This is a genomic window from Polynucleobacter sp. AP-Kolm-20A-A1 (assembly GCF_018688315.1).
GTDB lineage: Bacteria > Pseudomonadota > Gammaproteobacteria > Burkholderiales > Burkholderiaceae > Polynucleobacter.
The window spans coordinates 683039-696808 of record NZ_CP061315.1; the positions used below are offsets into that span (position 1 = coordinate 683039).

Here is a 13770-nt window from a genome sequence, read left to right on the forward strand (position 1 = left end):
GTTACAGCGTCTAGGCACCAAATTTCTTTTTCAGAAATTTTGTGTAAAAAGCTTCTAGTGCAAAGGAGCCGATGAGGGCGCCAATCAATGCAATTGCGCTGCCAGGAGCATTTTCAATAACGCTCACCAAAAGCGTAACAAATAAGTAGAGATTGATAATGATGGCTGTCCAGAGCGGCCATTGTCTAGCGCCAGTCTTCTTGCGAACCTTCAGATGACCATAGGTAATGGCGGCATAGACCAATAAGAATGCTAGGCTGGCCATCTGCCCAACGATATCGAGCGGAAATATCAACACCAAGATGGTCACAAAGAGGGCGGATGCGCTGAGTGCGCCTGTCCGTGTTTTGAGAATCGTTTGGCCCAGCATTTGAGAGATTGAAGTTTTGCTCACCATATCGGCTGCAATATTAGAGGCGGCAAAAATCGTGGCATTGAGTGCTGCTGCGCAGGCGAGCAATGCTGCTGCGCCAATCACGGCAAACCCCATCTTACCTGCAACGATCTGCGCTGCATTTGCAAGAACATGACCATTAAATTGCTGCATCTGTTCTGGTGGCAACAGTAGGACTGTTGTGCTACTTACTAATACATAGGCAATCGTCACCAATATCAAAGCGGAAAACATCGCAAGCGGCAGTTCCTTTTGGGGTTTTTGCATGGCGTTTGATGAATTCGTCACTACGCCAAAACCTTGATAGTTGATATACAGAATGCCGGTAGCAATCGCTATGCCGTTGATGGATCCGCCAGCGGATTTAAACGCGCTGATATCGGCAACGTGGATACCCTCAATTGAATACAGTAAGAGAGCGATAGTGACAAAGCCGATAGCCAGTGTTTCAGCGCGACCGACAAAATTGGTGCCAAGTACATTGATGCCGGCACACAAAACTACGATACCAGCGCCGACCATTTTCACTTCAGTTGGCGAAAGACTGCCACCAAGCAGTGTATTGGTGTATTCAGAAAACCCGGCAGCATAAAGAGCGGCAGCAATTAAATACGCAATGTATTGAAAATTATTCAGGCCGCCCGCAATAACGCCGGGCCCAAAACTCATGACAGTAAAAGTAGCAGCGCCGCCACTACTTGGAAATGTGGCGCCTAATTTGGCGTATGAGTAAACAGAGAATGAGGCTGCAATGGCGCCAATCAGAAAAGCCAGGGGAATATGTGTTCCAGCATGCATGCTGGCTGTGCCAAGTAGAGAGAAGAGGCCGGCACCCATCATGCCGCCTATGCCCAAGGCGGTAGCGGAAAAAAGGCCAATAGCCTTGCCGTGCTTACTTGCTGTCTTTAAGAGCGCTGAATTCACAGAGATTTCTAGAGCCTGACTTGGGTTGGGTGGGGCTTGTATTTGAGCATAATGCCCCCATATTTAGCCATAACTAGAGTATTTGGTGCCCAGGAAGGGACTCGAACCCCCACAACCTTACGATCGCCAGCACCTGAAGCTGGTGCGTCTACCAATTTCGCCACCTGGGCATGGCTCTATTATAGAGGGATAGGCATTTTTCGCCCTTTTCAACCCAATTTGGCTTTTTCCCTTCAGACTTGGTGGTTTGATACAGTAGCCTTAATTCATAACAAAAATAGCTATATAAGGCATGTATTGCCGAAGGAATTAAATGCGTAAAGCAAAAGACTTGGTGCCACGTGAGGCTGACCGCTTAGGAACAGTCCAAGGGCATCGAGACGGATTTGGATTTGTCATTCCCGATGATGGTGGTGAAGACATATTTCTCTCGGAAAGAGAAATGTCCCGCGTCATGCACGGCGATAGAGTAAATGTCAGAGTATTAGGAACAGATCGACGTGGTCGTCCAGAGGGGCAGATCGTTGAAGTGGTTCTGCATGCTAATAAAGTCGTGATTGGACGACTCTTAAATGAGAATGGTGTTTTGATTGTTGCGCCTGAAGATAAGCGCATTGGTCACGACATTTTAATTCCACCTAAGGCTCAAGGTAATGCCAAGCTTGGACAAGTAGTTAGCGTTGAGATCATTGATTATCCGGATAGCTATCGCCAGGCGGTAGGTCGTGTAGTCGAGGTCTTAGGCGAGATTGATGATCCCGGAATGGAGATCGAGATTGCCGTGCGCAAGTATGGCGTTCCTCATGAGTTCTCGGCTGCAGCTATGAAAGAAGCAGCTGCTTTGCCAGACACGGTTCAGCAGGCGGATTTAGAAGGTCGTGTCGATTTACGTGATGTACCGCTGGTAACAATTGACGGTGCAGATGCTCGCGATTTTGATGATGCGGTTTATTGTGAGCCGGTCATGTACGGTAAGACTAAAGCGTGGCGTCTGATTGTCGCTATTGCCGACGTCTCTCATTATGTAAAGCCGGGCCAGCCATTAGACGATGATGGTCTGTTACGGGCGACTTCAGTATATTTCCCAAGGCGCGTGATTCCGATGTTGCCGGAGAAGATTTCAAACGGCCTTTGCTCACTAAATCCAGGGGTAGATCGACTGTGTATGGTCTGCGACTCTGTAGTTGATAACAATGGCATTGTGTTGGCATACCAGTTTTATCCAGCGGTAATGCATTCTGCACAGCGCTTTACGTATGACACTGTCTGGGAAATCCTCTCTAATAGTAAGGGTCCTGAAGCAGCGCGTTTTGCGCCGTTTCGCCCCTTACTGACCAATCTCTATTCTCTTTACAAAATTCTGTTGGCTGCGCGTGAGAAGCGGGGCGCTATCGAATTTGAAACCACTGAGACTCAAATTATTAGTAATGAGCTAGGTAAGATTCTTCGCATTGAGCCGCGTATCCGTAATGATGCGCATCGCTTAATTGAAGAGTGCATGTTGACTGCTAACGTTTGTGCTGCTGACTTCATCGAGAAGAATAAACATCTGAGCTTGTATCGTGTTCATGGTGAGCCATCAGAAGAAAAGCTGATGACCTTGCGCCAAGTTCTGCGAACCTCAGGCCTATCTTTGGGCGGTGGTGAAAAACCAAAGCCGCGCGATTTTGCCAAGTTAATTCGTGAGATTAAAGATCGTCCTGATGCCAATATGCTTCAGTCAGTTGTCTTGCGCTCTATGCAGCAAGCGATGTATCAACCAGATAACGAAGGCCACTTTGGTCTGGCATATCCTGCTTACTCACACTTCACGAGTCCGATCCGTCGCTATCCGGATTTATTGACACACCGAGTCATAAAGTCGATTCTGCAGAAAAAGCCGTATGTTCCAGTCTTGCCGCCGAAGGTTCCACTGAACTTAACCTTGCCGCGTAAGGGCAAAGGTCGTGAGAACGCAGTGAATGCTAAGAAATCCCAAAGCGATGCAAAAGCAGGGGTTGAAAAAGGGGCTAAGCCACCCAAAGGCGCTAATGCAGCATTGCCAATCTGGGGTCAGTTGGGCGTGCATTGCTCATCAAATGAGCGTCGCGCAGATGAAGCGTCGCGCGATGTGGAGGCATGGCTCAAGTGTTATTACATGCGCGACCATTTGGGCCAAGAATACGCCGGCACAGTAACGGGTGTTGCCAACTTTGGTTTATTTATTCAGCTGGAAAATCTTTTTGTCGAAGGCATGGTGCACGTCACCGAGCTGGGTGGGGATTACTTCCAATACGACGAGGCTCGCCAAGAGTTGCGTGGTGAGCGTACAGGTATTCGTTATCGCTTAGGTGATCGTATGCATGTATTGGTAAGTCGCGTTGACCTGGATGCTCGCAAGATTGAATTTAGCCTTGTTAAATCGGTTGGCGCAGAACCAGGTGGCTCCTCAAATCGTCGCCAACTATTGCTGGCAACGGATACTGGTAGACCTAATAAGAAGGCTGCGTCTAAAAAGAGCCGGCCTGATAACAAGATTCCGCAAAAGCCCAGTGGTATCAATGTCAATGCCGCTAAGTCGGCGGGTACCTTGGGCGCCAATCAATCCAAGAGTAAGGCGACCCGTAAAAACGGTAAATCCAAGCCTGGGAGAGTTGTTGGTAAGCCCGCTGGAAGTAAGCCGCCAGTCCGCAGTACAAAAGCGCGTCGTAAATAATTACGTCGTCAATAGAGATTGAGTTAGAAAAGATAATGAAACAAATATTGGTAGGTTTTCATGCGGTTCAAGCGCGTTTACGTGTTGATCCAGATAGCTTGAAGTCGGTGTACTTTGATCCTAGCCGTCGTGATAGACGTATGGGGGATTTCTTAAAACAGGCTGAAGAGATTTTAGGTGAGCGTTTGCATGCTGCTGATGCCGAACGTCTACATAAGCTAACAGGACATGATCGCCATCAAGGCGTAGTCGCCTTAGCAGAAAAAATGACTATCGCTCGCACCATTACGGAAGTGGTTGAGGATGTTGAAGGCGCAAAAGAGAAGCCGCTATTCCTGGTATTAGATGGCGTAACCGATCCCCATAACTTCGGCGCATGCCTGCGTGTAGCCGACGGTGCCGGAGTAGATGCAGTAGTAATTCCTAAAGACCGCTCAGCTTCGATCAATGCGACTGTGAGTAAGGTATCAAGCGGGGCATCCGAAGTGATGCCGGTGATTACCGTGACGAATCTCGTTCGCAGCATGAAAGAGATGCAAGAAGCTGGTGTTTGGCTGATTGGTACCGATGATGAAGCGACAAAATCAATTTATGACATCGATCTTACAGGCTCCATTGGTATTGTGATGGGGGCCGAAGGTGAGGGCATGCGTCGACTGACAAAAGAGAACTGTGATGAGCTCGTTCGCATTCCAATGCAAGGCGTGGTTTCGAGTTTGAATGTCTCCGTTGCAAGTGGCGTATGCTTGTATGAGGCATTAAGACAGCGCCTAGCCAAATCAACAAATAAAGCTGCCAAGTAACTTGAAAAGAGGTTTGCTATGAAATGCAATATTGGTCATACCGATCGCGTTCTACGCATGACTGTTGGCGTAACCCTCATGGGCTTGGCAGGTTTTGGAATTACGGGCCCCTGGGCTTGGATTGGCATTGTCCCCCTGTTAACGGGAATGATCGGTAATTGCCCGGCCTATAGCATTCTTGGTATCAATACAGCCAAAAAGTAAGGCATCCACTCACTCGCAATACCAATTTTTAGGGACGCCATCCCGGGGTAAATAGGCAGCACAACTAAATTGTTCTACAGGGTTTTATGTTTAAAAAAAATCACGAATTCATTCTCTGGCTGCTTGTTGCTCTCTCTGCCATTATTTCCTTCATCGGTGCAATGCCATTTGCCGTCGGTATCGCCGGAAAATTAAGCATTATTGCTATTTCTGCGCGATTACTTTTTGCCTTAATACACGGCTCACAGCGATTGGGTTGGCGCAGACTCGGAATCATGTTTGGCATTACATGCATTGTTAGCTGGTGTTATGAATCCTTAAGCATTGCAACTGGTTTTCCTTTTGGCCATTACGTTTATACATCTGAATTGGGGCTAAAACTAGGAACTGTCCCGCTAATGATCATGCCATCCTATTTTGGCGTCTGCTACCTTGCATGGGCTTTAGCTCACGTTCTTTTGGATAAATTTGATCTCAAAATTGAGAAACGTTTAATGTTTGCAATTCCCATTATTGCCAGTTTTATTATGGTGATGTGGGACATGAGTATTGATCCAGCATCATCTACAGTTAAGCATGAGTGGATTTGGCGTGATGGGGGAGGCTACTTTGGGGTTCCTTTTTCTAACTTCATGGGGTGGTTTCTCTGCGTCTATACCATCTTCCAGTTTTGGGCGTTCTATTTAATGCGCTCAAATGAAATGCAAAATTGTGCTGAGGACAGCAAGAAATCAAGCTGGTATCTTGTGATTATTATTTACGGCAGTATTTTTCTGGGGCCTATTTCAGCTGTATTTACAAACACTGGTGGCAGCGTTACTGATGCCAGCTCTCAGGTCTGGCCTTTGAAAGCGCTTTATGAAACTTTAGGGCTGGTATCTATTTTTACAATGCTTTTTGTAATCTGCTTAGCTTTTTTCAAAGTGCAGAAGAGCGCAATTGGCAGTAAGTGATTAGATAAATCACAATTATTTTGCAAGCAGTATTTCGAGTTTTTCAGTATCCGCGCAGAAGTTCCGAATACCTTCGGCTAATTTCTCGGTTGCCATAGCATCGTTATTGAGTTGCAGGCGGAAACTGGACTCATCCAATTTCAAATGCGTAATACCCTCAGTCTGTAACGCAGAGCTAGCGTTAGCGGCATCCAGCTTTTTGCCTACTACCGCATTGCTACCTTGTAATTCAGCTAGTAGCTCTGGACTAATCGTTAACAGGTCTACTCCAGCTAGCTCCAATATTTGACTGGTGTTCCGAAAGCTCGCCCCCATGATTTCTGTAGGGATGCCAAAGTGCTTGTAATAGTGAAAAATTCTCTTCACTGAAGTCACGCCCGGATCATTCGCTCCGCCATTATTTGCATCATTCCAATTTGCACCGAGTTTTGCTTTATACCAATCGGTAATGCGGCCTACAAATGGTGAGATCAGTTTAGCGTTAGCAGCCCCACATGCGGCAGCTTGTACTAGAGAGAAGAGCAGGGTCATATTGCAATGAATACCACTAGCTTCTAACTCTTTAGCGGCTGCAATACCTTCCCATGTGCCTGCTAATTTAATCAGAATACGTTTGCGATCGATCCCGTGGGATTCATAAAGAGCAATTAAATGCTTTGCTTTGGCCACGGTTGCTTTGGTGTCAAAAGATAATCTTGCATCTACTTCTGTAGATACTCTTCCCGGGACAATTTTGAGAATCTCTAAGCCAAAAGCAACCAAGATGTAGTCAACCAAGTCTGTAGGGCTCATGCCGGGATGAGCGTCTTTAACGGATTGCACAAGACTTTGATAATTGCTTTGCTGGGCAGCCTTCAGAATCAATGAAGGATTGGTAGTCGCGTCTTGCGGCTGAAATGCCTGCATTCGCTCAAAATCGCCTGTATCGGCCACTACCGTAGTGAGTTTCTTGAGTTGCTCAAGTTGGCTGGATGCTAAAGGGGTGCTATTCATAAGGGTGCAAGGCGATCACAAAAGGAATTTTCTTGAATATCATATGATAGATGTATTAATTACTCTGTTCCAGTTAAGGCATAAGGACATTTGGCGGACCTATGAATCAGGATCAACTTAAGCAAATGGTGGGTGAGGCGGCTCGCGACGAGGTTCTCAAACTCTCGGCCGGCCAAATATTAGGGGTGGGCACTGGTTCTACCGCCAATTGCTTTATCGATGCTCTAGCGCCCCATAAGGACCATTTCGCGGGCACGGTTTCCAGTTCAAATGCCACCACTGAACGCTTGCTAAAGCATGGCTTCAAAGTGCTTAACCCGAATGATGTGGTGAGCTTGCCTGCATATGTCGATGGCGCTGATGAAATTGATCCAGCTGGTCACATGATTAAGGGTGGGGGTGGAGCCCTTACTAGAGAAAAAATTATCGCCTCTATGGCCAAGCAATTTATTTGTATTTGCGATTCCTCAAAGCAAGTGCCTGTATTGGGGAACTTCGCGCTGCCCGTAGAAATTATTCCGTTGGCCCAGGGTGTTGTCACTAGAGAGCTAGAAAAATTTGGTGGCAAGGTCAGCTTGCGCCTAGCAAAAAATACTCGCCCCGATTTAGATCAAGCCCCAAGTGAACCTTTTGTAACGGATAACGGTGGCTGGATATTAGATGTAGCGGGATTAAAAATTTCAGACCCACTGAATATGGAGTCGCAGATTAATCAAATCGCTGGCGTCATCACTGTCGGACTATTTGCAAAAGAGAAGGCCAACATTCTGCTGGTTAGTAATGCAGCTGGCGTTGAAAGAATTGCGCTTTAGGCATTAAAAAACCCGACGGGGTATCCCCATCGGGTTGTTTTGCCATGGTTTGCATGGCGCAGGCGCTCGGAAGGTATTTAGTTCCTTAGCCTATAAGCACATAGATGCGCTTATTTGTAATGGCTTTCGCCAATGTGGCAGCGCACTCTAACTGCATCGCCACGACTTCATCCTATGCCTCAATATTTTTAGTGTCAACAATAAGATGATATGTTTTTAGGGATTTGATGCTGTGCCGCAATAACAATTACTCTGCTGGCGGTACATAGCCTTGCGCCATGTCTGCACCACCTTCAAAGAAGTACTTTTCCACTTGCTTTAAAAGGTATTGGCGTGCACGTGGGTCTGCCATGTTGAGACGATTTTCATTGATCAACATGGTTTGTTGTTTTAACCAGGCAGCCCAAGCTTCTTTAGATACCTGATTCCAAATCTTTTTGCCAAGCTCACCAGGAAGTGGGGCGAAATCCATGCCCTCAGCTTCTTTATTTAGTTTGATGCATTGAACCATGCGTGCCATCTGTAATGCCTTTCTTATATCTCTTAAATATCTTATAAATCTTTAGTTAAAACCATAGACTTACGGTCCCAGTTGTAAATTTGCTTTCTTTCTTCTGGCAAGTCATCAACGGTGGCCCGCTTAAAGCCGCGCTTTAGGAACCAGTGCTCCGTTCTTGTAGTGAGAACAAATAATTTTTTAATGCCTTCTTGCTTCGCACGCATTTCAATACGCTTGAGGAGGCGTTCGCCGTCGCCTGATCCCTGAACATCTGGATCAACTGCCAAACAAGCGAGCTCACCAACACCATTGGGAAACGGAAAGAGGGCTGCGCAGCCGAAGAGAACGCGGTCATGCTCGATTACTGAGAAGCGCTGAATATCGCGCTCAATTACATCTTGGCCGCGGGCAGCCAAGATGCCTTCATCTTCAAGTGGCATTGTTAATTGCAAAATACCGCCAACGTCATCTTGATTAGCCTCGCGCAAGTTCTCAATGTCAGAAGAGGCCAGCATCATCCCGATGCCATCATGGGTAAAGAGTTCTTCCAAAAGCGCGCCATCTTGATTGCATGGCAAGAAGTGAACGCGGCTAACGCCTGCGCGGATGGCCCTGCCTGAGGTATTAAGTAGGCTCTTCATACCGAGGTCCATATCTTTGTGCTGACCAATATATTCCTGGAGTTGCGGCATGGATAGCTCGGTAATGAAGTCGCCTTCCACATCTTTTAAGCCAGCAAAAGGGCTTAAGAAAATCAGTTTGTCTGCTTTTAATGCGGCAGCAGTAGATGCGGCAACATCCTCGTAAGCTAAATTAAATGCCTGACCTGTTGGAGAAAATCCTAAAGGTGAAAGTAGAACAATCTTGTTGCTATCAAGAGACTCTCTAATGGATCCAGAGTCAACCTTGCGAACTAGTCCAGTGTGGATATAGTCAGTGCCTTCCACAACACCAACAGGCATTGCAGTAATAAAGTTCCCAGAGATAACAGAAATACGTGAACCAGCCATTGGCGTGTTTGGTAATCCACGGCTAAAGGCTGCCTCAATATCAAGACGTAGTTCACCGGCAGCTTCTTTGACGCACTCTAGTGCTGCTGCATCTGTAATGCGATAGCTATGCATGGCGCTCTTGCCAAACTTGCTTTTAATTTTACGGAGCATTAACTGCTCTTCAATCTGCGGGCGGATGCCATGAACTAGGACGATACGCATACCCATGGCATGCAACATCGCAATATCTTCAATCAGATTCTCAAGCCCAGCCTCCTGGACGAGTTCACCGGCAAAAGCGATGACAAAGGTCTTTTCGCGGAAGCTATGAATGTAGGGCGCAACATCGCGCAACCACCCTACAAAAGGGAAGTTGGGGGTCGTTTCTTCGGCACTTAAGGCCTGGTTCGGTGCATTTGTTGGCATAGTGAGAAAATTATAGGGTGCAAGAGCCTATAAACCAACAAAAACCCAAAGCAATGCCAAAGCCTGTGCCTGCTTCCAACACCTCGCGCAGCTTGGATATTCGCTTTCCGGAGGAATTGCCGGTCTCAGGTCAGCGTCAGCTGATCAAAGATGCCCTGCAAAGCAACCAGGTGGTCATTGTTTGTGGTGAGACTGGCTCAGGTAAGACTACTCAGCTACCGAAGATCTGCCTAGATCTGGGTAGGGGCACCATTAACGGCGGTAAGCTCATTGGCCACACTCAGCCTCGCCGAATAGCCGCAACTGCAACCGCAAAGAGAATTGCCCAAGAGCTAGGTTCGCCCATAAGTCAGGATGTTGGTTACCAGGTTCGCTTCGCAGACAAAACCAGCAATACGGCTTCTATTAAGTTAATGACAGACGGCATTTTGCTGGCGGAGACTCAGCGCGATCCACAACTGCGCGCCTACGACACTCTCATCATTGACGAAGCGCATGAGCGCAGCCTCAATATTGATTTCTTATTGGGATATCTGCGCCAGCTTCTTCCTAAGCGACCAGATCTCAAGCTCATCATCACTTCGGCAACGATCGATGCCCAGCGTTTTGCAGAGCACTTTGCAATGAATGGCAAGGTGGCTCCGGTGATCGAGGTCAGTGGTCGGCTATTCCCAGTAGAGCAGCGCTATGCACCTCTAGAGCCTGATGCCAAACCAGATGGCAAAAAAGAATCCAAAGTTGCTAAAGAAATTCCGGATGCAGTAACCGAAGAAATTGCTAGCTTATGGCGTGAGGGTGCGGCGGGCGCTGGAGATGTATTGGTCTTCCTGCCGGGCGAGCGTGAGATACGCGATTGCGCAGAAGCATTACGCAAGGATCATGTCTTGCAACAACGTTTTCACCCAGAGATTCTGAGTCTCTTTGCCCGTCAATCGGTTGCCGAGCAGGAGAGGGTCTTTAGCCCGGGCAATGGCCGCCGAATTATTTTGACAACCAACGTTGCAGAGACCTCGTTAACTGTTCCTAATATTCGATATGTGATTGATAGTGGCCTGGCTAGAGTCAAGCGTTATTCCTATCGCAACAAGGTAGAGCAGCTTCAGATTGAGCCCATCTCACAGGCTGCTGCCAATCAAAGGGCTGGACGCTGCGGTCGTGTATCGGATGGCATATGCGTTCGCTTATATAGCGAGCAAGATTATCAAGGTCGCCCTAAATTTACAGACCCAGAAATACTGCGTAGTTCATTGGCCGCAGTGTTGCTGCGTATGAGCTCTTTGCGCTTACCGAAGATTCAACATTTCCCCTTTATTGATAAACCTCTGGGTAGGGCGATTGCAGATGGTGTACAGCTCCTAGATGAATTGGGCGCAATCGAATTTGATGAGTCAGAACCAGTAGATGAAAAAAATATTAGTAAGGACATCAATAACAGCTTTAAGCTGACTTCAATAGGTAAGCAGCTAGCAGACCTGCCGCTCGATCCGCGTATCGGCAGAATGTTGTTGGCTGCCAAAGAACAGAATGCATTAAAAGAAGTCACCATCATTGCTTCAGCGCTGGCAACACAAGATCCCCGCGACAGACCAATGGATCAGGCTGCCGCAGCTGATCAAGCGCACTTACAGTTTGCTGATGAACGTTCCGAATTTCTGAGTTTTGTAAAACTCTGGAACTGGTACCAGGATGCTTTGCAGCATAAGCATAGCAATCGTCAGTTAGAGAATCTTTGCAAGAGTAAATTTCTTTCTCCGCGTCGCTTGCGCGAGTGGCGCGATGTACATGGTCAACTGCATACCATGCTCGGTGAAAAGGGTTGGAAGGAAAATGGTTTAGCTGCAACCTACGAGCAAGTCCACCTATCGTTATTGACTGGTCTTTTGGGTTATGTGGCCAAAAAAGAAGAAGATGAAAAATCTCAAGATCGCAATAGCAAGACGGGTGGTTATGTTGGAGCGCGCGGTATTCGTCCATTCATTTGGCCTGGTTCAACCATTGGTAAAAAGGCGGGTGCCTGGATATTGGCTGGTGAGCTACAAGAAACCAATCGCATGTATGCCAGAACCATTGCCAAGATTGAGCCCCAATGGGTAGAGCGAGTTGCTGCCCACCGCCTGATTAAATCTCTTAGCGATCCTTTCTGGGATAACCGTCAGGGTGAGGTGATGGCGTTTGAGCGCGGTACCTTGTATGGCTTGCCGATTTACCATGGCCGTCGGGTTCGGTACGAACCACATAATCCTGATGAGACGAGGGAGTTATTTATTCGTCAAGCCTTGGTTCAAGAGGAAATGTTTGGTCGTATGGATACGCCAGCACTCCAGCGCGAAACAGAAGCTGATGCTAAGAAAAAATATCCCAACCTTTTTGGATTCTTTTGGCATAACCGACGCCTCATAAAAGAAATTGAAGCGTTGGAGCATCGTTCACGCCGACCAGATGTATTGGTAGATGACGATTTGCTATTTGCTTTTTACGAATCCCGCACCCCCAAGGAAGTGCGCAGTCGTGAAGGCCTTAAGGCGTGGTTAAGTAAGCAGCCTGACTTAGACGCGCAATTGCGCTTAGAAAAAGCCGACTTAATGCGTCATGAGGCAGCCGGCATTACAGTGGATCGCTACCCAAAAAATATGTTAGTGGGCGGTGCGCAACTGAGTCTGACTTATCACTTTGAGCCAGGCAGCCCAAAAGATGGTGTCACGCTAGTAGTTCCTTTGACTCAGTTAAATCAAGTTGATGGACGTCGTTGTGAGTGGTTAGTGCCTGGTATGTGCGAAGAGAAGGTGCTGCTACTACTCAAATCACTGCCGCAGAAATTGCGACGACATTGCGTGCCACTGCCTGATTACGCAAAATCCTATCTTGAGCGTAAGCTGGATGAAAAGCAATTTGGCGTTGGTGATTTTTTGGATAGCCTCATTAGCGATATTCGCAAAGAGCGGGGTCTAGAAATTAAGCGTACAGACTTTAGGCCGGAATCGTTGCCACTCCACTCCTCAATGAACTTCCGCTTGATTGATGAGCATGGTCGTCAACTAGAGGTAGAGCGTAATTTAGCGCGCTTACGTTCTGAATACGGTGAAACAGCTCGCAATGCCTTCCAAGCTATTGCCCAAGAAACTGCTCAGGTTGAACTTGGCGTAGAGCCTCCTGTGGGTAAGTCATCCCAGGCTAATACGCTCGACTCCACACGAAAGGTTGAGCAAGGTGGCTATCGCACCTGGGAGTTTGGCGAATTACCAGAAACCCTGGAGATTCAAAAGGGAAATAAAACCCTGTTCGGTTATCCAGCCTTGGTTGATCGCGGAGACTTCTGTGATCTTGAAGTCTTTGATGACTTAGAAGTAGCTAGAAGACAGCACGCCCTTGGCTTGCGTCGATTATTTGCGTTGAGTAATAAAGACACGCTCAAGGCCTTACAAAAACAGCTGCCCGGAATTCGTGAATTGGGTTTGCTGTTTATTAATGTCGGCTCAGTGGATGGTCTGATTGAACAGATTCTAAATATTGCCCTTGAGCGCGCCTTTATGTCGGACCCCCTTCCAGTGAGTGCCGAACAATTTTCTGAGCGCTTGCAAGCGGGTAAGCCTAGGCTGGCGCTCATTGCCCAAGAAATTTCTCGACACGCTTTAAATGCCTTGCAGGCCCATGCAGATTTGCAGAAGAAGATGGCTAGCGCTAAAGCTGCATCTCCAGCAGCGCATGTGGATATGCAAACCCAAATGCAGGGCCTCATCTTTCCGAAGTTCGTGGCGGAGATTCCGTATGCGCAATTAGTGCATCTGCCGAGATATCTCAAAGCAATTGCCATGCGGATTGATAAGTTGCGCTCCAATCCGAGTCGCGATGCCCAATGTCAAAAAGACTGGGAGTCAGTTGCAAGACCTTGGCAGAAGTTGATGCAGGGTAAGAAGGGTGCTGCTTCGTATGCAATGGCCGAGGATCAGGCCTTGACAGATTTTCGTTGGCAGCTTGAAGAGCTAAGGGTGGCTTTGTACGCCCAGGAGCTCAAAACCCCAACCCCGATGTCCTTAAAGCGACTTGAAAAGGTCTTAGCGAGCTTGCGCTAAGTCAA

General features: G+C 47.5%; 10 protein-coding genes and 1 tRNA gene. 6 read left to right on the plus strand and 5 right to left on the minus strand.

Translation table 11 applies throughout. The features are described from left to right. Window positions 1–10 precede the first annotated feature (10 nt). Both C2745_RS03615 and C2745_RS03620 read right to left on the minus strand, forming a co-directional pair. Entirely contained in the window at window positions 11–1318 is a 1308-nt protein-coding gene (locus C2745_RS03615; RefSeq protein ID WP_215385124.1) for an APC family permease, read from the minus strand. An 83-nt stretch (window positions 1319–1401) separates the two neighbouring features. After that, window positions 1402–1488 (minus strand) — tRNA-Leu (locus C2745_RS03620). Window positions 1489–1631: 143 nt separating this feature from the next. On the opposite strand from C2745_RS03620, the gene rnr reads away from it, so the two are divergent. From rnr to C2745_RS03640, 4 genes are all read left to right on the plus strand, one after another. Continuing rightward, window positions 1632–4013, plus strand: coding sequence for a ribonuclease R (rnr, locus tag C2745_RS03625; protein WP_215385126.1), 2382 nt, complete (start codon window positions 1632–1634; stop codon window positions 4011–4013). A gap of 35 nt (window positions 4014–4048) precedes the next feature. Next, window positions 4049–4816, plus strand: coding sequence for a 23S rRNA (guanosine(2251)-2'-O)-methyltransferase RlmB (gene rlmB, locus C2745_RS03630; RefSeq protein WP_215385128.1), 768 nt, complete (start codon window positions 4049–4051; stop codon window positions 4814–4816). Window positions 4817–4834: 18 nt separating this feature from the next. Further along, on the plus strand, window positions 4835–5020 hold the full coding sequence (locus tag C2745_RS03635) for a DUF2892 domain-containing protein (protein ID WP_128113387.1): 186 nt from the start codon (window positions 4835–4837) through the stop codon (window positions 5018–5020). Window positions 5021–5106: 86 nt separating this feature from the next. Beyond that, window positions 5107–5973, plus strand: coding sequence for a carotenoid biosynthesis protein (locus tag C2745_RS03640; RefSeq protein WP_215385130.1), 867 nt, complete (start codon window positions 5107–5109; stop codon window positions 5971–5973). Between the two features lie 15 nt (window positions 5974–5988). Here the strand turns inward: C2745_RS03640 and tal are convergent, their stop codons facing one another. Then, window positions 5989–6966, minus strand: a complete 978-nt coding sequence (tal, locus tag C2745_RS03645) for a transaldolase (RefSeq protein WP_215385131.1) — start codon at window positions 6964–6966, stop codon at window positions 5989–5991. A gap of 101 nt (window positions 6967–7067) precedes the next feature. Between tal and rpiA the strand changes: the two genes are divergently transcribed. Then, complete coding sequence (gene rpiA, locus C2745_RS03650) at window positions 7068–7778, plus strand: ribose-5-phosphate isomerase RpiA (RefSeq protein ID WP_215385133.1); 711 nt, start codon at window positions 7068–7070, stop codon at window positions 7776–7778. A 247-nt stretch (window positions 7779–8025) separates the two neighbouring features. On the opposite strand, the gene C2745_RS03655 is transcribed toward rpiA, so the two are convergent. Both C2745_RS03655 and argA read right to left on the minus strand, forming a co-directional pair. Continuing rightward, complete coding sequence (locus tag C2745_RS03655; protein ID WP_062308940.1) at window positions 8026–8298, minus strand: oxidative damage protection protein; 273 nt, start codon at window positions 8296–8298, stop codon at window positions 8026–8028. Between the two features lie 32 nt (window positions 8299–8330). After that, window positions 8331–9695 carry an amino-acid N-acetyltransferase gene (gene argA, locus C2745_RS03660; protein ID WP_215385135.1) on the minus strand — a complete coding sequence of 455 codons (1365 nt, stop codon included), beginning with the start codon at window positions 9693–9695 and terminating at the stop codon, window positions 8331–8333. Between the two features lie 53 nt (window positions 9696–9748). On the opposite strand from argA, the gene hrpA reads away from it, so the two are divergent. Beyond that, entirely contained in the window at window positions 9749–13765 is a 4017-nt protein-coding gene (gene hrpA, locus C2745_RS03665; protein WP_251368395.1) for an ATP-dependent RNA helicase HrpA, read from the plus strand. Window positions 13766–13770: the final 5 nt, after the last annotated feature.

Coding starts and splice junctions, on each gene's coding strand:
- rpiA (WP_215385133.1), top strand. CDS start 7,068: ATGAATCAGGATCAACTTAAGCAAATGGTGGGTGAGGCGGCTCGCGAC.
- argA (WP_215385135.1), bottom strand. CDS start 9,695: ATGCCAACAAATGCACCGAACCAGGCCTTAAGTGCCGAAGAAACGACC.
- rlmB (WP_215385128.1), top strand. CDS start 4,049: ATGAAACAAATATTGGTAGGTTTTCATGCGGTTCAAGCGCGTTTACGT.
- C2745_RS03640 (WP_215385130.1), top strand. CDS start 5,107: ATGTTTAAAAAAAATCACGAATTCATTCTCTGGCTGCTTGTTGCTCTC.
- C2745_RS03635 (WP_128113387.1), top strand. CDS start 4,835: ATGAAATGCAATATTGGTCATACCGATCGCGTTCTACGCATGACTGTT.
- hrpA (WP_251368395.1), top strand. CDS start 9,749: ATGCCAAAGCCTGTGCCTGCTTCCAACACCTCGCGCAGCTTGGATATT.
- tal (WP_215385131.1), bottom strand. CDS start 6,966: ATGAATAGCACCCCTTTAGCATCCAGCCAACTTGAGCAACTCAAGAAA.
- rnr (WP_215385126.1), top strand. CDS start 1,632: ATGCGTAAAGCAAAAGACTTGGTGCCACGTGAGGCTGACCGCTTAGGA.
- C2745_RS03655 (WP_062308940.1), bottom strand. CDS start 8,298: ATGGCACGCATGGTTCAATGCATCAAACTAAATAAAGAAGCTGAGGGC.